The organism is Paraburkholderia azotifigens, assembly GCF_007995085.1.
GTDB lineage: Bacteria > Pseudomonadota > Gammaproteobacteria > Burkholderiales > Burkholderiaceae > Paraburkholderia > Paraburkholderia azotifigens.
On record NZ_VOQS01000001.1, the window covers coordinates 3,142,613 to 3,160,449 of the forward strand.

Annotated in this window: 17 protein-coding genes, 1 other RNA gene and 1 pseudogene; 15 read left to right on the forward strand and 4 right to left on the reverse strand. The window is 61.8% G+C overall.

What is annotated here, in order from left to right:
• Window positions 1-112 precede the first annotated feature (112 nt).
• The 6 genes from FRZ40_RS14110 (at window position 113) to FRZ40_RS14135 (ending at window position 6,015) form a co-directional block, all read left to right on the forward strand.
• The gene (locus FRZ40_RS14110) at window positions 113-1,069 is read left to right on the forward strand and encodes a LysR family transcriptional regulator (RefSeq protein ID WP_147234431.1); all 957 of its coding nucleotides are present in this window, start codon (window positions 113-115) and stop codon (window positions 1,067-1,069) included.
• A gap of 163 nt (window positions 1,070-1,232) precedes the next feature.
• Window positions 1,233-2,525, forward strand: coding sequence for a Glu/Leu/Phe/Val family dehydrogenase (locus FRZ40_RS14115; protein ID WP_028371836.1), 1,293 nt, complete (start codon window positions 1,233-1,235; stop codon window positions 2,523-2,525).
• Between the two features lie 367 nt (window positions 2,526-2,892).
• Complete coding sequence (locus tag FRZ40_RS14120) at window positions 2,893-3,786, forward strand: glutamate/aspartate ABC transporter substrate-binding protein (protein WP_028371838.1); 894 nt, start codon at window positions 2,893-2,895, stop codon at window positions 3,784-3,786.
• Window positions 3,787-3,875: 89 nt separating this feature from the next.
• Window positions 3,876-4,616 carry an amino acid ABC transporter permease gene (locus FRZ40_RS14125; RefSeq protein ID WP_028371839.1) on the forward strand — a complete coding sequence of 247 codons (741 nt, stop codon included), beginning with the start codon at window positions 3,876-3,878 and terminating at the stop codon, window positions 4,614-4,616.
• Complete coding sequence (gene gltK, locus FRZ40_RS14130) at window positions 4,616-5,293, forward strand: glutamate/aspartate ABC transporter permease GltK (RefSeq protein ID WP_028371840.1); 678 nt, start codon at window positions 4,616-4,618, stop codon at window positions 5,291-5,293. The genes FRZ40_RS14125 and gltK overlap by 1 nt, the downstream gene beginning before the upstream one ends.
• On the forward strand, window positions 5,290-6,015 hold the full coding sequence (locus FRZ40_RS14135; protein ID WP_028371841.1) for an amino acid ABC transporter ATP-binding protein: 726 nt from the start codon (window positions 5,290-5,292) through the stop codon (window positions 6,013-6,015). The genes gltK and FRZ40_RS14135 overlap by 4 nt, the downstream gene beginning before the upstream one ends.
• Before the next feature lie 700 nt (window positions 6,016-6,715).
• On the opposite strand, the gene FRZ40_RS14140 is transcribed toward FRZ40_RS14135, so the two are convergent.
• Window positions 6,716-7,621 (reverse strand): class II glutamine amidotransferase, encoded by a 906-nt coding sequence (locus FRZ40_RS14140; RefSeq protein ID WP_081767828.1) that lies wholly within the window; start codon window positions 7,619-7,621, stop codon window positions 6,716-6,718.
• Window positions 7,622-7,837: 216 nt separating this feature from the next.
• Between FRZ40_RS14140 and pyrC the strand changes: the two genes are divergently transcribed.
• From pyrC to rnpB, 3 genes and pseudogenes are all read left to right on the forward strand, one after another.
• Complete coding sequence (gene pyrC / locus FRZ40_RS14145) at window positions 7,838-8,902, forward strand: dihydroorotase (RefSeq protein ID WP_147234432.1); 1,065 nt, start codon at window positions 7,838-7,840, stop codon at window positions 8,900-8,902.
• Between the two features lie 174 nt (window positions 8,903-9,076).
• Window positions 9,077-9,745, forward strand: a pseudogene (locus tag FRZ40_RS14150) (DUF3025 domain-containing protein); the annotation flags it as partial.
• Window positions 9,746-9,796: 51 nt separating this feature from the next.
• An RNA gene (gene rnpB, locus FRZ40_RS14155) (RNase P RNA component class A) lies at window positions 9,797-10,210 on the forward strand.
• 75 nt (window positions 10,211-10,285) lie between these two features.
• On the opposite strand, the gene FRZ40_RS14160 is transcribed toward rnpB, so the two are convergent.
• Window positions 10,286-10,708, reverse strand: coding sequence for an OsmC family protein (locus FRZ40_RS14160; RefSeq protein ID WP_028371846.1), 423 nt, complete (start codon window positions 10,706-10,708; stop codon window positions 10,286-10,288).
• Window positions 10,709-11,310: 602 nt separating this feature from the next.
• Between FRZ40_RS14160 and rplM the strand changes: the two genes are divergently transcribed.
• From rplM to erpA, 3 genes are all read left to right on the forward strand, one after another.
• Window positions 11,311-11,739 (forward strand): 50S ribosomal protein L13, encoded by a 429-nt coding sequence (gene rplM, locus FRZ40_RS14165; RefSeq protein ID WP_028371847.1) that lies wholly within the window; start codon window positions 11,311-11,313, stop codon window positions 11,737-11,739.
• Between the two features lie 11 nt (window positions 11,740-11,750).
• The gene (gene rpsI / locus FRZ40_RS14170) at window positions 11,751-12,143 is read left to right on the forward strand and encodes a 30S ribosomal protein S9 (protein WP_147234433.1); all 393 of its coding nucleotides are present in this window, start codon (window positions 11,751-11,753) and stop codon (window positions 12,141-12,143) included.
• Window positions 12,144-12,391: 248 nt separating this feature from the next.
• Window positions 12,392-12,757, forward strand: coding sequence for an iron-sulfur cluster insertion protein ErpA (gene erpA / locus FRZ40_RS14175; protein WP_007587442.1), 366 nt, complete (start codon window positions 12,392-12,394; stop codon window positions 12,755-12,757).
• Window positions 12,758-12,846: 89 nt separating this feature from the next.
• Here erpA and FRZ40_RS14180 read toward each other — a convergent pair whose 3' ends face one another.
• A complete protein-coding gene (locus FRZ40_RS14180) occupies window positions 12,847-13,983 on the reverse strand; it encodes an anhydro-N-acetylmuramic acid kinase (protein ID WP_147234434.1) in 1,137 nt (378 codons plus the stop codon).
• Between the two features lie 222 nt (window positions 13,984-14,205).
• On the opposite strand from FRZ40_RS14180, the gene tyrS reads away from it, so the two are divergent.
• Genes tyrS through FRZ40_RS14200 form a run of 3 tightly spaced genes read left to right on the forward strand, consistent with a single transcriptional unit; the run spans window position 14,206 to window position 16,651 of the window.
• Entirely contained in the window at window positions 14,206-15,453 is a 1,248-nt protein-coding gene (tyrS, locus tag FRZ40_RS14190; protein ID WP_147234435.1) for a tyrosine--tRNA ligase, read from the forward strand.
• A 43-nt stretch (window positions 15,454-15,496) separates the two neighbouring features.
• Window positions 15,497-15,955: a D-aminoacyl-tRNA deacylase gene (dtd, locus tag FRZ40_RS14195; protein ID WP_147234436.1), complete on the forward strand. Its 459-nt coding sequence runs from the start codon at window positions 15,497-15,499 to the stop codon at window positions 15,953-15,955.
• 24 nt (window positions 15,956-15,979) lie between these two features.
• Window positions 15,980-16,651, forward strand: coding sequence for a histidine phosphatase family protein (locus FRZ40_RS14200; RefSeq protein WP_147234437.1), 672 nt, complete (start codon window positions 15,980-15,982; stop codon window positions 16,649-16,651).
• Between the two features lie 43 nt (window positions 16,652-16,694).
• Here FRZ40_RS14200 and ruvB read toward each other — a convergent pair whose 3' ends face one another.
• On the reverse strand, window positions 16,695-17,759 hold the full coding sequence (gene ruvB / locus FRZ40_RS14205; protein WP_028371853.1) for a Holliday junction branch migration DNA helicase RuvB: 1,065 nt from the start codon (window positions 17,757-17,759) through the stop codon (window positions 16,695-16,697).
• Between the last annotated feature and the right edge of the window lie 78 nt (window positions 17,760-17,837).

Sequence of the window (17,837 nt, forward strand, 5' to 3'; positions counted from 1 at the left end):
TTTACCACTTCAGGAGCCAGGCCCCGGCGCGGGCTCCGGCGTCGATGCGCTCGCGCATCCGCGGCGCCGCTAGAATGCAGGCTTTCCGTTACTGGTGGAGCGCTAGGTTCGTATGGAACTGAAATGGCTCGAAGATTTCGTGTCGCTGGCGGAAACGCGCAGTTTCAGCCGCTCGGCGGAATTGCGGCACGTGACGCAGCCCGCTTTCTCGCGACGCATCCAGGCGCTCGAAGCGTGGCTCGGCACGGAACTGATCGACCGTTCGGTTTACCCGACGCGGCTCACGGCGGCGGGCCAGGTCTTCTACGAGCAGGCGCTCGCGATGCTCTCGCAGTTCCACGAAGCGCGCACGCTGCTGCGCGGCCATACGGCAACACCCGCCGCGACGATTGAATTCGCCGTGCCGCATACGCTGTCGCTCACCTATTTCCCGCGCTGGCTGCAGCGCATCGAGGCGCAACTCGGCTCGATCCACACGCGGCTGCGCGCGCTGAACGTGCACGACGCCGTGCTGTCGCTGGTCGAAGGCGGCTGCGATCTGGTGATGGGCTATCACCATCCGAGCCATCCCGTCGCGCTCGATCCCGCGCGCTACGACATGCTGACACTCGGCATCGAAACGATCAGCCCGTTTTCCGCTCCGGGCAAGGGCGGACGCGCGCGCTACACGCTGCCCGGCACGCCGGATGCGCCGACGCCGTATCTGTCCTACACGCCGAACGCCTATCTGGGCCGCATGACGGAGGTGATCTTCGCGACGGCGCCGGGGCGTCTGTATCTCGATCGCGTGTACGAAACGGACATGGCCGAAGGGCTGAAGGCGATGGCGCTCGCCGGACATGGCGTCGCATTTCTGCCGCACAGCGCCGTCGAAGACGCCGTCGCCGAGGGCAAGCTGATTCGCCTCGACCGCGCGACGCGCGGCGTCGCGCAAGGCCAGCTCACGCTGACCATGGAGATCCGTCTCTATCGCGACAAGCTCGCCGTGCAAGGCGACGACGCGCGCCAGCAACTCGTGCGCGCGCTGTGGGATGTCGTGAGCGCAGAGCTCGCGCAGACGTCGAAGTAGGCAACACTGCATTGCCGCGCCCGTCAAGAACGGGCAGGCGACAGCCATTTGCGGTTTCCGCAGCGTTATGCAAGAAAAACATAATCGGATGACCAAACGGCATTGGACCCTTTCAGCGCTTTCTTTCGACAATGGCGTCACCCGATAAAACGCTGGAGCGTTCATGTCTACCGCGGCAAATCTGCAGTCCATCCCGTCCTACCTTCACGCCGACGATCTCGGTCCCTGGGGCAACTATCTCCGTCAGGTCGATCGCGTCGCGCCGTATCTCGGCTCGCTGTCGCGCTGGCTCGAAACGCTGAAGCGCCCGAAGCGCATTCTCATCGTCGACGTGCCCATCGAACTCGATAACGGCACGGTGGCTCACTTCGAAGGCTATCGCGTGCAGCACAACGTGTCGCGCGGACCGGGCAAGGGCGGCGTGCGTTATCACCAGGACGTGACGCTGTCGGAAGTGATGGCGCTGTCCGCGTGGATGTCGGTGAAGAACGCAGCCGTGAACGTGCCGTACGGCGGTGCGAAGGGCGGTATCCGCGTCGATCCGCGCACGCTGTCGCGCGGCGAACTCGAGCGCGTGACGCGCCGCTACACGAGCGAAATCGGCATCATCATCGGACCGAACACCGACATCCCCGCGCCGGACGTGAACACGAACGAGCAGATCATGGCGTGGATGATGGACACGTACTCGATGAACCAGGGCCAAACGGCAACGGGCGTCGTGACGGGCAAGCCGATCACGCTCGGCGGCTCGCTCGGCCGTCGTGAAGCAACGGGCCGCGGCGTGTTCGTGGTCGGTTGCGAAGCGGCACGCCGCATCGGCATGGACATCGAAGGCGCACGTATCGCAGTGCAGGGCTTCGGCAACGTCGGCGGCATCGCGGCGCGCCTGTATCAGGAAGCGGGCGCGAAGGTCGTCGCCGTGCAGGATCACACGGGCACGCTGTACAAGGAATCGGGCATCGACGCTGTGGCGCTGCTTGAACACGTCGCCAGGCATGGCGGCGTCGGCGGCTACGCGGAAGCCGACACGATCGCGAACGAAGACTTCTGGACGGTCGAATCGGACATCCTGATTCCCGCCGCGCTCGAAAACCAGATCACCGAAAAGAACGCGGGCAAGATCCGCACGAAGATCATCGTGGAAGGCGCAAACGGCCCGACCACGACGGCAGCCGACGACATCCTGCACGACAAGGGCATCCTCGTGATCCCCGACGTCGTCGCGAATGCGGGTGGCGTGACGGTGTCGTACTTCGAATGGGTGCAGGACTTTTCAAGCTTCTTCTGGACGGAAGAGGAGATCAACGAGCGCCTCGAACGCGTGATGCGCGAAGCGTTCGCAGCCGTGTGGCAAGTGGCGAGCGAGCAGAAGGTGTCGGTGCGTACGGCGGCGTTCATCGTCGCTTGCAAACGCATCCTTCAAGCGCGCGAACTGCGTGGCCTGTATCCCTGATCCAGGGACGCCGTGTACACAGAGGTACACGGCCGGCATGGCGCCCGTCATCGACGCGGCGCCGCGCAATACTGCTTTTCCAGCGCGATTTGACGAAGTCGCGCAGAATATCGGGCGGACGGCACTTTCGGGTGCCGTCCGTTTTTGTGTAGTTGAAGTCGCCCGGACCGATTGCCGAAACCGGCAAAAACGACGCAAACGATGACGTTTGCATCGACCGGTAAAGGCGCTGTAAGCCAATACCGGCGCCGCCGCCGCGCAAATTGGTGGCTTTATGCAACACTGCGCGCGGAACATGGTTAACAACCATACTTTCAGAATAATTACTGAGATACACTGGCGCCGGTTCTTGCCAAGGAGATCACAAATGAAGGTTAAAAAAGCTGCGCTGCTTCTCGCGACTCTGGGTTTGTTCACCGTAGGCGCGCAAGCGCAGGACGCCGGCACGCTCAAGAAGATCAAGGATACGGGTGTTATTTCGCTGGGCCACCGCGAATCGTCGATTCCCTTCTCGTACTACGACGACAAGCAGAACGTCATCGGCTACTCGCAGGAATTTGCGCTGAAGGTCGTGGATGCCGTCAAGCAGAAGCTGAACATGCCGAACCTGAAGGTCAAGCTGACGCCTGTCACGTCGCAAAACCGTATTCCGCTGGTGCAGAACGGCACCGTCGACCTCGAATGCGGCTCGACCACCAACAACGCCGAACGTCAGCAGCAGGTCGCGTTCTCGAACACGATCTTCGTGATCGGCACGCGTCTGATGACGAAGAAGGATTCGGGTGTCAAGGACTGGGCTGACCTGAAGGGCAAGACGGTCGTCACGACGGCGGGCACGACGTCCGAGCGCCTGCTTCGCAAGATGAACCAGGACAAGAACATGGGCATGAACATCATCAGCGCGAAGGATCACGGGGAATCGTTCCTGACGCTGTCGACGGGTCGTGCCGCCGCGTTCATGATGGACGACGCACTGCTCGCAGGCGAGCGCGCGAAATCGAACAATCCGGGCGATTTCGTGATCGTCGGCGCGCCGCAATCGCATGAAGCGTATGGCTGCATGCTGCGCAAGAACGATCCGGAGTTCAAGAAGGTCGTCGACGACGCGATCGCGAAGGTCGAAACGTCGGGCGAAGCAGCGACGATCTACAAGAAGTGGTTCGAATCGCCGATTCCGCCGAAGGGCCTGAACCTGGCCTTCCCGGAAAGCGACGACATGAAGGCGCTGTACAAGGCACCGAACGACAAGGCAATCGACTAAACCTCGAGCAACCCGTTAGTCAGTCAACGTGTTGAACGGAACGGAAGGGGCAGGCGCTTCTTCCGTTTCTTTTTGTTGGAGTCTTCGTCATGTCATACCACTGGAACTGGGGCATTCTGCTGAGTCCGGTTTCCACGGGCGAGCCGACCACCTATCTCGGCTGGCTTTTGTCCGGCCTCTGGGTGACGGTCACCGTTTCGCTTGCAGCGTGGGTGATCGCGCTGATCGTCGGTTCGCTGTTCGGCGTGCTGCGCACGGTGCCGAACCCGAAGCTCGCGGCGATCGGCACGCTCTACGTCGCCATCTTCCGTAACATTCCGCTGATCGTTCAGTTCTTCGTCTGGTATCTGGTGATACCGGAACTGCTGCCCGTTTCGATCGGTACATGGTTCAAGCAACTGCCGCCCGGCGCGCAGTTCTTCTCGTCGTCGATCATCTGTCTCGGGCTGTTCACGGCCGCTCGCGTGTGCGAGCAGGTGCGCTCGGGCATCAACGCGCTGCCGCGCGGCCAGCGCGGCGCGGGTCTCGCGCTCGGCTTGACGCAATGGCAGACGTACCGCTACGTGCTGCTGCCCGTTGCGTACCGGATCATCGTGCCGCCGCTCACGTCCGAGTTCCTGAACATCTTCAAGAACTCTGCCGTCGCGTCGACCATCGGTCTGCTCGATCTGTCCGCGCAGGCGCGCCAGCTCGTCGATTACACGGCGCAGACGTATGAATCGTTCATCGCCGTCACGGTCGCATATCTGCTCATCAACCTGATCGTGATGACGCTGATGCGCATCGTCGAAGCCAAGAGCCGGCTGCCTGGCTATATCGGAGGCAAGTGATGCATCATTTCGACTGGAGCGGTATTCCGGGCGCACTGCCAACGCTGTGGACGGGCGCCATCGTCACGTTCAAGATCACGATTCTCGCGATCGTGATCGGCATCGTGTGGGGCACCGTGCTCGCGCTCTTGCGTCTGTCGGGCGTCAAGCCGCTGGAGTGGTTCGCGAAGCTGTACGTGACGCTCTTCCGCTCGATCCCGCTCGTGATGGTTCTGCTGTGGTTCTTCCTGATCGTGCCGCAGGTGCTGCAGAACGTGCTGGGCCTTTCCGCCGACATCGACATCCGGCTTGCTTCGGCGATGGTCGCGTTCTCGCTGTTCGAAGCCGCGTACTACTCGGAAATCATCCGCGCAGGTATCCAGGCTGTGCCGCGCGGACAGGTCAACGCGTCGTTCGCGCTCGGCATGAACTATCCGCAGGCGATGCGCCTCGTGGTTCTGCCGCAGGCGTTCCGCGCGATGGTGCCGCTGCTGCTCACGCAGGCCATCGTGCTGTTTCAGGATACGTCGCTCGTCTACGTGATCAGTCTCGCCGACTTCTTCCGCACGGCCACGAATATTGGCGACCGTGACGGTACGAACGTCGAAATGGTACTGTTCGCGGGTGCGTGTTACTTCGTGATCTGCGTGGTCGCGTCGAGCCTCGTCAAAAGTCTTCAGAAAAAGGTCGCAAGATGATCTCTATCAAGAATGTGTCGAAGTGGTACGGCCAGTTCCAGGTGCTGACCGACTGCACGACGGAAATCAAAAAGGGCGAAGTGGTCGTCGTGTGCGGCCCGTCGGGTTCGGGCAAGTCGACGCTCATCAAGACCGTGAACGGCCTCGAACCGTTCCAGAAGGGCGACATCGTGATCAACGGCCAGTCGCTCACCGACAAGAAGACGAACCTGTCGAAGCTGCGTTCGAAGGTCGGCATGGTGTTCCAGCACTTCGAACTGTTCCCGCATCTGTCGATCACCGAAAACCTGACGCTCGCGCAGATCAAGGTGCTCGGCCGCTCGAAGGACGAAGCGACCGCGAAGGGCCTGAAGCTGCTCGATCGCGTCGGCCTGCGCGCGCATGCCGACAAGTATCCGGGCCAGTTGTCGGGCGGTCAGCAGCAGCGCGTGGCGATTGCACGCGCGCTGTCGATGGATCCCGTCGCGATGCTGTTCGACGAGCCGACTTCGGCGCTCGACCCCGAGATGATCAACGAAGTGCTCGACGTGATGGTCGAACTCGCGCAGGAAGGCATGACCATGATGTGCGTGACGCACGAAATGGGCTTCGCGAAGAAGGTTGCGCATCGCGTGATCTTCATGGACAAGGGCTTGATTGTCGAGGACGACCGCAAGGAAGACTTCTTTGCGAATCCGAAGTCGGATCGCGCCAAAGACTTTCTCGCGAAAATCCTGCACTGAGATCGCGCTCCGATCGCAGACAAAGCCGCTTCTTCGGAAGCGGCTTTTTTGTTTGTCGCAGAGTTGTGATTGAACGTTAGGAGTGTTATCTATTAATTTGTGAACTAATCAGATTCGTCTCATGTGATCCGTGTTTGCGTGAACATAAGCTTGCCGCCGAAATAGGGTGAATGCGGGCGGATTGCGTTGCCGTCGTCCGTCTCGATCGACGAGAGAGTGTGATGAAAGTGTTTTTGTTGAGCGACCTCGTCGCTCACGAGCTGGTATCAATGCAGCTGGACGGGAAGTGGCTGACTTCCGGGCAATTTTAGGAGTCGGCGCAATTGTGGATTTCGCGCCATGCGCCTGAAGGTCAGTTATCCAAAAAGTCTCTGGCAATGCTTCGGGTCGAAGCGATTCGGATCGCAGAGTGTTTGATGCAGGATGTTCGAGCCGGGAGGCAGGAATCGCAGCCAGGCCGTCTGTTGCTCGACATTCATGCCGTCGATTACGCAGATCCGTTGAGCGCGAGAATTCTGGCGGCGAGTCTGGAAACCTGCCGCTCGACGTTGTGCCATGTCTGTTCTCAGCGCGCTGAACAGCGTGAAGCGAAGAGAGCGGACGAAGCGGGTTGGCGTTGTGATCCCGTGTTGCAGCGGCTTCTATGCGGAGCGCCTGGCTCGGCAGGGTGACAACGACGCCTCGCGTGCCAACAAGGCGATCAGGATTCGTACGCCGCTGCGTCGTCCGATTCGAGGTCGACTACGGAAGCCGTGGGCAGCATGCTTGCCGAAGCGCTGGGATCGCAAGCCGGGTTGCGCGCTTTTTCCAGCACGGCCAGCGGCACAGGCACGTTGGCGCGCGCGATCACTTCGCCATGCTGGAACATCAGCAGGTCGCCGGGTTCGAAGGCCGTCCAGACTTCGTTGTCCGTCAACGGCTGTGTGGCGATGACGGCGACGCGGTCTTCGGGCGTCGTGTACTTGGCGAAGTCGATCGACACGTCCGCGTCGACCAGATGCGCCGTCGAAAACGGCCAGCTGCGCACGAGGTAATGCAGATGCGTCGAGCAATGCGCGAACAGCGCCTGGCCGTTCGACATCAGAAAGTTGAATACGCCGAACTGCGTGATTTCCTTCGTCAGCGTTTCGAGCGCGGCGAACAGTTCGTCGAGCGGCGGCTGCGAGCCCGGAAACGCCTTGCGCAGTCCTTGCAGCAACGCGCAGAACGCCAGTTCGCTATCCGTGCTGCCGACGGGCTGATACACGCCCGACAGCACCGGGCCGTAGTTCTGCAGATCGCCGTTGTGCGCGAAGATCCAGTGCCTTCCCCACAGTTCGCGCATGAACGGATGACAGTTCTCGAGCACGATGTGCCCTTGCGTCGCCTTGCGGATATGCGCGATGGTGTTTTTCGACTTGATCGGGTAGCGCTTGACCATGTCCGCGATCGGCGAGGTCGCCGACGACTGATGGTCGATGAACAAACGGCAGGCCTTGTCTTCGAAGAAGGCGATGCCCCAGCCGTCGGAGTGGTGGTCGGTGACGCCGCCGCGCGCCGCGAAGCCGGTGAACGAGAACGTGACGTCCGTCGGCGCGGCGCAATTCATTCCGAGTAGTTGGCACATGATGCGGAAGACAAGCCTTTCGAACGGGGTATGAGCCGGAGCATAAGCACGCCGGGGCTGACCCGTTACAATGATGATTTTCCAAGCATATCACCGAGCCAGAAACGGCAAAAAGCAAAATTGACGGGTGTTTTGGCTGCATTTGTGGAAAGACCTCGTCAGTTATGCCGTCAGTCGTGCGATTTGCCGTGTCTGCGCCGTTCGTGAGTCTCCGCCATGACCGCCTCTACCGCTGCTTCCGTCGATACCCTCACGCTCGCCCGTCCCGATGACTGGCACCTCCACGTCCGCGACGGCGCGATGCTTGCCGCCGTCCTGCCGCACACCGCGCGCCAGTTCGGCCGCGCGATCATCATGCCGAACCTGAAGCCGCCTGTTACGACGACGGAGATGGCGCGCGCATATCGCGAGCGGATCGTCGCGGCGATCCCTGCCGGCGTGAAGTTCGAGCCGCTGATGACGCTGTATCTCACCGACAACACGCCGCCCGACGAAATCCGCCGCGCGCGCGCAAGCGGCTTCGTGCATGGCGTGAAGCTGTATCCGGCGGGCGCGACGACGAACTCGGACGCGGGCGTCACCGACATCCGCAAGTGCGCGAAGACGCTGGAAATCATGCAGGAAGTGGGGATGCCGCTGCTGGTGCACGGCGAAGTGACGGATTCGTCGATCGATCTGTTCGACCGCGAGAAAGTGTTCATTGACCGCGTGATGACGCCGCTGCGCCGCGATTTCCCGGCGCTGAAGGTGGTGTTCGAGCACATCACGACCAAGGATGCCGCCGACTATGTCCGCGACGCGGGCGCGCCGCCCGAACTGCTCGGCGCGACGATTACCGCGCATCACCTGCTGTATAACCGCAACGCGATTTTCCAGGGCGGCATTCGTCCGCATTACTACTGCCTGCCTGTGCTGAAGCGCGAAACGCATCGTGTGGCGCTCGTCGAAGCGGCAACGTCGGGCAATCCGCGCTTTTTCCTCGGCACCGACAGCGCGCCGCATCCGAAGGGTCTGAAAGAGCATGCATGCGGCTGCGCGGGCTGCTACACGGCGCTGCATGCGCTCGAACTGTACGCGGAAGCATTCGATACGGCGGGTGCGCTCGACAAGCTCGAAGATTTCGCGAGCTTCCATGGCGCGGACTTCTACCGTCTGCCGCGTAGTGAAGAAAAGGTGACGCTGCGCCGCGAACAGTGGACGCTGCCCGCGGAAGTCGCGGCAGGCGATACGCCCGTGGTGCCGCTGCGCGGCGGCGAAGCGATCGGCTGGAAGCTCGTTTGAGGGTCGGCTGACGCCATGTCGCGCGGTGCAGTTTCGCCGGAGGGTGCGTCGAAGCGCGCCGCGCCGGGCTTTGCGGATATCGACTGGTCGCGGCCATGGTTTGCGCAGGTGGCCGCGCTCGGCGTCCGCTGGCAGCAGGCAGCGCTGTGCGGCGCATCGGATCAGCTGCGCGAGATGAACGCGGACGCGGCCTCTGCCGTCATCACGACGGGACGCGGACAGCGGCTCGCGTTCATTCCGCAGAATGCGTTGCCGTCCGGCACGGCATACGAGGCGCATATCTCGGCAACGGGCTGCGTGCCGACGCGCCACAATCTGCACGATTTCTTCAACGCGCTGACGTGGTTTCAGTTCCCGCGCATCAAGGCGGCGCTGAGCGCGCGCGGGTCGGCTGCCATCGACGCGCTGGGTATCGGCGCGACGCGTGGCGGCATACGCGACGCGCTCACGGTATTCGATGAAAATGCCGTGCTGTTTGCATCGTCGGATCCCGCGTTGAGCGCGGCGTTGCGCTCGTTCGACTGGAAGACGCTTTTTATCGACGAACGCGCGGCGTGGGACGAACGCTGTGAAGTGCGCTGTTTCGGGCACGCGTTGCTGGAAAAGCTCGTCATGCCTTACAAGGCGTGCACGGGACATGCGTGGATCGTCGAGGTGCCGCCGGCGTTTTTCACATGGTCACGCGCTTCACGCGATGCCTTTCTGGATGACGCCGTCGCCCGCGCGCTGAGGGAAGGCGCCGGGTTCAGCAGCCGGATGTTCGCGCCGCTGCCCGTACTGGGCATTCCCGGCTGGTGGGCGGACAACGAGACACCATCGTTCTACGACGACGCGTCCGTGTTTCGCAGCGGCCGACGGTCCCGCTCCGTTGCGGATGGTAAAATCGCCGCCAGCAAAGCAGGCCAGGCAGTCGCGGCCTCGGCGGTTTCGGCCGGCGAGGGCGAGGAAAGTCCGGACTCCACAGGGCAGGGTGATGGCTAACGGCCATCCGTGGCGACACGCGGAACAGGGCAACAGAAAGCAAACCGCCGATGGCCCGTCGCAAGACGGGATCAGGTAAGGGTGAAACGGTGCGGTAAGAGCGCACCGCGGCTGCGGCGACGCAGACCGGCACGGTAACCTCCACCCGGAGCAATTCCAAGTAGGCAGGCGCGCATCTTCGCGATGCAGGACGGGGCCCCCGTCTCGTCTGCGGGTAGGAAGCTTGAGCGCGTCAGCAATGGCGCGCCTAGAGGAATGGCTGCCACGCGTGGCGCGCTTTCGGGCGCGTCGCGCGCACAGAATCCGGCTTATCGGCCTGCTTTGCCGCTCAAACGACAAATGCCGGCGTCCGTTGGGACGCCGGCATTTTCTTTTTCAACTGCGCTCGTGTCGCGGCGCCGCTCAGGCGGCGACGATATCGAACGAATGCGTGAGTTCGGCCGTCTTCGCGATCATGATCGACGCCGAGCAGTATTTGTCGTGCGACAGATTGATGGCGCGCTCCACCGTCGACGGATTCAGGTTCTTGCCCGTCACGGTGAAGTGAAAGTGGACCTTGGTGAACACCTTCGGGTCTTCGCTTGCGCGCTCGGCCTTCAGCGTCACCGAGCAGCCGGTGATTTCCTGGCGGCTCTTTTTCAGGATCATCACGACGTCGTACGCGGTGCAGCCGCCCGTGCCGAGCAGCACCATTTCCATCGGACGCGGCGCCAGATTGCGGCCGCCGCCTTCCGGCGCGCCGTCCATCGCGACCAGGTGGCCGCTGCCCGTTTCGGCGGCGAACGCCATGCCGTCCTGACCCATCCAGCTGACTTTGCATTCCATGCGTGTACTCCGTCTGGCAAGCTTGAATTCGAGAAGCGCATTGTAGCCCGGCGGATGATGGCTCGCCCGGAGCGACATCGGCGGCAGGTTATGCCGGTTCGGGGTTGTATGTTGCGCCGCCGCATGCTCCGCGCATCAGGGATAGCACGGAACGTTTTGGTCGTGTTGCTCGGTGTCAACTTGGGTACGGGATCGACGAAAATCAAGCAAAGCCTTGTTTTGAAACGAGATGACGAGCATCGAACGGCTGATTCGGAAATTTCAAATTATGAAATTCAATTTCGCATTGCAAATGTTCTTGCGTTGCACAAGCCGCGCCCATATAATCTGTTCATTGGTTGTCGCAGTTCGACAATCTCCGCATGTCTCCTCCACCCTCCTCCTAAGGTGGATTAAGCCCGAACCGCTAGTTCGGGCTTTTTTTCGTCCATACTCCGCGGTTGCTTCGCATGTTTTGACTCTTCGAAGCAAAATCCTTTATAATCATCAGCTTTTCCGCAATCGTGCCCGCGGAGGAAGAACAGGGAGAGCCTGCACGCGCCTCGATGCGCACTTACAAGCAGGAAAAAAACTGGGCGCAGCACTAATTTTTTGGATCGATCATGAAGACGTTTTCCGCAAAAGCCCATGAGGTGACGCGTGAATGGTTTGTGATTGACGCGACGGATAAGGTTCTCGGCCGTGTCGCCAGCGAAGTGGCACACCGTCTTCGCGGCAAGCACAAGCCTGAGTTCACTCCGCACGTCGACACCGGTGATTTCATCATCGTTATCAACGCCGGCAAGCTGAAGGTCACGGGCAACAAGACCACGGACAAGAAGTACTATCGCCACTCGGGCTACCCGGGCGGTATCTATGAGACGACGTTCGGCAAGATGCAGGAACGCTTCCCGGGCCGCGCGCTCGAGAAAGCGGTCAAGGGCATGCTGCCGAAGGGCCCGCTCGGCTACGCGATGATCAAAAAGCTGAAGGTCTACGCAGACGCAACGCATCCGCACTCGGCACAACAGCCGAAGGCGCTCGAGATCTAAGGGGAGCCCACATGATCGGTAACTGGAATTACGGTACGGGCCGCCGCAAGAGCGCAGTTGCTCGTGTCTTCATCAAGGCAGGCAAGGGCGATATCGTCGTCAATGGCAAGCCCATCGCCGACTACTTCTCGCGCGAAACGTCGCTGATGATCGTGCGCCAGCCGCTGGAACTCACGAACCACGGCACGACGTTCGACATCAAGGTCAACGTGTCGGGCGGCGGTGAAACGGGTCAAGCTGGTGCAGTTCGCCACGGCATCACCCGCGCGCTGATGGACTACGACGCAACGCTGAAGTCGGCACTGTCGAACGCAGGCTTCGTGACGCGTGACGCACGTGAAGTCGAGCGTAAGAAGGTCGGTTTCCACAAGGCACGTCGCCGCAAGCAGTTCTCGAAGCGTTAATCGCTTCGTGCTGGCTCTGTTCCATACAGGGTCTGCTGCAGAAAGCCGCCAACGCAGACGCGAAGGCGGCTTTTTTATTTCCTGCGCCCTCCGGGTTTGCCCGCCAGTGTGCGGGGACGTGGGTGATGAATTTGCTGACCACGGCCGATTTACCGGTTCTGCATAAGAACCTATTGATTTCATGGGCATCGGCACGATATTGGGAAGAGCAATACAATAGCGGCTAGAAGCTATTTTGGAGAGTTCGCATGGACGCAGTGACCGACACCCCCGTGACCGAGATGCCGGCACCGTTCGTCTTTACCGACGCAGCGGCTGACAAGGTCAAGGAACTGATCGAAGAAGAAGGCAACCCGGAGCTGAAGCTGCGCGTTTTCGTGCAGGGTGGCGGCTGCTCGGGCTTTCAATATGGTTTCACCTTCGACGAAGCCATCAACGAAGACGACACCGTGATGAACAAGAGCGGCGTCCAGTTGCTGATCGACTCGATGAGCTACCAGTATCTGGTGGGCGCTGAGATCGACTACAAGGACGACATCAACGGCGCTCAGTTCGTGATCAAGAACCCGAACGCCACGACCACCTGTGGTTGCGGTTCGTCGTTCTCGGTGTAATCGCAAATTACCTGGCGCTTTGCGCCACGTGAGTGGCGGCAAAAAACGGGGCTTTCGGCCCCGTTTTTTACATGTCGCCCACCAGCCGTTCAACGCGGATAGATCGCGCCCAGCACACGTCCGTCGGCAGCGCCCGTTACTGACGGCAAATTCCCGGGTTCCCGCGCGACGCAGCGCATCGCGAGCCACGCGAACGCCAGCGGCTCGACCTGATGCGGCGGGACGCCGAGTGCTTCCGTTGTCATAACCGGGACTCCGCTGCAGCCGCTCTGGGCAAGCGCCCCCTGCAGCGCTTTCATGATTTCCGGATTGCGCGCGCCGCCACCGCAAACGTAGACGGCCTTGCAGTCGGGCGCATGACGCTCGATTTCACGCGCGACCGTCACGGCCGTCAGCGCGACCAGCGTGGCCTGGACATCGGCGGGGCTGACGTTGGTGAAACCTTGAAGCTTCGCGTCGAGCCATTCCGGGTTGAACAGATCGCGCCCCGTGCTTTTGGGCGGTTGCGCCTCAAAAAAGGGTTCGTCGAGAAATGCGTTCAACAGCGGACGGTGCACCTGGCCCGTAGCCGCGAACTGGCCGTTCTCGTCGAAGGGCTTGCGCAGATGCCGGTGGGCCCATTCGTCGAGCAACGCGTTCGCAGGACCGCAATCGAAGCCGCGCACGGCACCGTTCGCTGACAGAATCGTGATATTGCTGATTCCGCCAAGATTGCAGACCACGCGCGTCTCGTTTTTCGCCCCGAAAACCGTTGCGTGGAACGCGGGCACAAGTGGCGCGCCCTGGCCGCCCGCTGCGACATCGCGGCTGCGGAAATCGGCGATCACGTCGATGTGCGTCATTTCGGCTAGCAGCGATGGGTTGTTGATCTGCCGCGTGTAGCCCTTTTCCGGCCGGTGCCGCACTGTCTGCCCGTGCACGCCGATCGCACGGACGTCGGCGGCCGAGAGATTGCCCGAACGCAGCAACTCATGGCAGCACACCGTATAGCGCGCAGCCAGCGCGTTGGCGGCCAGCGCCTCGCGCTCGATTTCGTTGTCACCGGGTTGCTGAAGGCCGAACAACGCGTCGCGCAGACCTTCCGAAAAACCCACAAATGCCTGCGATCGCACGACGGGCGCCTTGCCTGCCGCAAATTCGACCGCGACGCCGTCCACGCCGTCCATGCTCGTGCCCGACATCAATCCGAAATACACGCCGTCTGCCCTGTTGCCTGTGTTGTCCACGTTTTGCTCCTGTAGCGCTGACGCACGCTTGCCGCATGCTGTTGTCGGGAATTGTCGCTCAACGGCGAGTTGCATAACAACCTGGCCAATCGGCCAGGGTGCGCGTCGGCGAAAAATGCGGACAATACGCTTCGACGTAGTTCCCGACGTTTGCAGCGAGTAGAGGGCGCAATGCGCCTCAACTATGGGACAATCTCTCTTTTTGCGATCTCCCGTTCCAGCATGAGCACCGAGTCCACCGCCAAGCCCAATTCCGCCTACCCGATCACGGACGAAGTCCGCCACGCGCTAGAAGTCACGAAACGCGGCGTCGACGAACTGCTGATCGAAGAGGAGTTCGCGCAAAAGCTCGCGAAGAGCGCGGCCACGGGCACGCCGCTGCGCATCAAGCTCGGTCTCGATCCGACGGCGCCCGACATCCACATCGGCCACACCGTCGTGCTGAACAAGATGCGCCAGTTGCAGGATCTCGGTCACACGGTGATCTTCCTGATCGGCGATTTCACGTCGCTGATCGGCGATCCGTCCGGTCGCAATGCGACGCGCCCGCCGCTCACGCGCGAGCAGATCGAATCGAACGCAAAGACGTACTTCGAGCAGGCCGCTCTCGTGCTCGACCGCGCGAAGACGGAAATCCGCTATAACAGCGAATGGTCGATGCCGCTCGGCGCGGATGGCATGATCAAGCTCGCGTCGCGCTATACGGTCGCGCGCATTCTGGAACGCGAAGACTTCACGAAGCGCTTCCAGAGCGGCGTGCCCATCTCCATCCACGAGTTCCTGTACCCGCTGATGCAGGGCTACGACTCGGTGGCGCTGAATGCCGACCTCGAGCTTGGCGGCACGGATCAGAAGTTCAACCTGCTGGTCGGCCGCGAACTCCAGAAGCAGTACGGTCAGGAGCAGCAGTGCATTTTGACGATGCCTCTGCTCGAAGGGCTGGATGGCGTCGAAAAGATGTCGAAGTCGAAGGGCAACTACGTCGGTATCAGCGAAAAGCCGAATGACATGTTCGGCAAGCTGATGAGCATTTCCGACGTATTGATGTGGCGCTACTTCGAACTGCTGTCGTTCCGTCCGATGTCGGAAATCGAGGGTTACAAGCGCGAGATCGAAGGCGGGCGCAATCCGCGCGACTTCAAGGTGCTGCTTGCACAGGAAATCGTCGCGCGCTTCCATTCGCAGGCCGACGCCGAACGTGCGCTCGAAGACTTCAACCATCGCGCGAAGGGCGGTGTACCGGACGACATTCCGTCCGTGACGCTTGCGGGCGCGCCGCTGGCAATCGGCCAGTTGCTGAAGCAGGCGGGCCTCGTACCGTCGACGAGCGAAGCGCTGCGCAATATCGAGCAGGGCGGCGTGAAGATCGACGGCGCCACCGTGTCGGACAAGGGGCTGAAGGTCGAAGCGGGCGAGTTCGTCGTGCAGGTCGGCAAGCGCCGCTTCGCGCGCGTCACGCTGACGGCATGATGTCCCGCCAGCCTTCGAACGCGCTACAACACGCTCGCGCCGCATGATCGCGCTGATTCAACGCGTGCGGCGTGCTGAAGTGCGCGTTGGCGATCGGGTGACGGGTGCGATCGATGTGGGCCTGCTCGCGCTGGTCTGTGCTGAACGCGGCGACACCGACGCCTCGGCCGACAAACTGCTCGCCAAGATGCTCGGCTACCGCGTGTTCAGCGACGCCGCGGGAAAGATGAACCTCCCCGTGCAGAATATCGACGGCGTGGGGCACGCGGGCGGCTTGCTGCTCGTGTCGCAATTCACGCTGGCCGCCGACACGAACAGCGGCCTGCGCCCGAGTTTCTCGCCCGCTGCGCCGCCCGACGAGGGCAAGCGGCTATTCGACTACTTCGTGGCAGCCGCGCGCGCGAAGCATCCCATCGTCGAAACAGGCGAGTTCGGCGCGGACATGCAGGTGTCGCTCATCAACGACGGTCCGGTGACGTTCTGGCTGCAAACGCGCGCGTAATCTTCGTTTTTCTCTTCCGAGTTCATGGCGACACAAGTTCTCTTCATCCGACACGGCGAAACCGACTGGAACCGCATCAAGCGGATTCAGGGGCACATCGACATTCCCCTCGCGAAGAGCGGCGTCGAGCAGGCTCAGCGGCTTGCTGAACGGTTTGCGCGCGAGGTGAAAGAGGGCGCACGGCTCGACGCGATCTATTCGAGCGATCTGATGCGTGCGCAGCAAACGGCGCAGCCTTTCGCGGATGTGTTCGGACTGCCGCTGCGCCTCAGGGAAGGCCTGCGCGAGCGCAATTACGGCGCATTCCAGGGCCACGACAGCGACGAGATCGCGCTGCGCTTTCCCGATGAATATGCACAATGGCAAACGCGCGATCCCGGTTTCCACCCGCCGGAAGGCGAGTCGCAGCGCGTGTTCTATCATCGCGTGCTGCATGCGCTGGAGCCGATCGTCGCCGCACATCCGAACGGGCGAATCGCGTGTGTCGCGCATGGCGGCGTGCTGGATTGCGCGTATCGCTTCGCGAAAGGCCTGTCGCTTGATGCGCCGCGCAACTATCAGTTGTTGAATACGAGCGTGAACGTCGTCGATTTTGAAGACGGCCGTGCCACGGTTGTGTCGTGGGCCGATGTTGCGCATCTCGGCGGTGACGCCGAGGATGACAGCTTCAAGACGACGCCCGAAGTGAGGCGTTGAGTTCAACAGGCGGCGACGTCGGGCGCCGCGTCTTGTGAGCCGCTTAGCGCTGCTCTGAATCCCACAGATTGCGGACGGGGCTCGCCGAATCAGGTGCGGCCAGGCCGAAGTGCCGATACGTGAGCAGCGTTGCAACCCGTCCACGCGGCGTGCGCTGCAAAAAGCCTTGCTGGATCAGATACGGCTCAAGCACGTCTTCGATCGTGTCGCGTTCTTCGCCGATCGCCGCCGCCAGATTGTCGACGCCAACCGGGCCGCCGTCGAACTTGTGCAGGATCGCTTCGAGCAGCTTGCGGTCCATCAGGTCGAAACCGACGGGATCCACGTCGAGCATTTTCAGCGCGGCATCGGCCACCTTTGCAGTGATGTTGCCGTCCGCCTTCACTTCGGCGTAATCGCGCACGCGGCGCAGCAGCCGGTTAGCGATACGCGGCGTGCCGCGCGAGCGCTTCGCAATCTCCAGTGCGCCATCGGGATGAATCTGCGCGCCCAGCAGCGATGCCGAGCGGCTCACGATGCGCGCCAGTTCTTCCGCGTTATAAAACTCCAGCCGCGCGACGATGCCGAAGCGGTCGCGCAACGGATTGGTCAGCATGCCTGCACGCGTTGTTGCGCCGACCAGCGTGAACGGCTGCAGATCGAGCTTCACGCTGCGCGCGGCAGGCCCTTCGCCGATCATGATGTCGATCTGATAATCCTCGAGCGCCGGGTACAGAATCTCCTCGACGACGGGCGACAGCCGGTGAATCTCGTCGATGAAGAGCACGTCGTTGGCTTCGAGATTGGTCAGCAGCGCCGCGAGGTCGCCTGCGCGCTCCAGCACCGGGCCGGACGTCTGCCGCAGATTCACGCCCATCTCGCGCGCGATGATATGCGCGAGCGTGGTCTTGCCGAGACCCGGCGGACCGAACAGCAGCACGTGATCCAGCGATTCCGAGCGGCGCTTGGCCGCCTCGATGAAGATTTCCAGCTGGCCGCGCACCTTTTCCTGGCCGACGTATTCGTCGAGCTGGCGCGGGCGCAACGCGCGCTCGAACGCTTCCTCGTTCGGCGACACGGGCGTGGCGGCGATGATGCGTTCGGCGGCGAGTTTGTCGTGTTCGATCATGCGGGCATTGTACCGCGCGCGGCCCGTCCGAAGACCTGGCCGAACGGCCAGGGTGCGTTTCAAAAAACGGCATGCGAA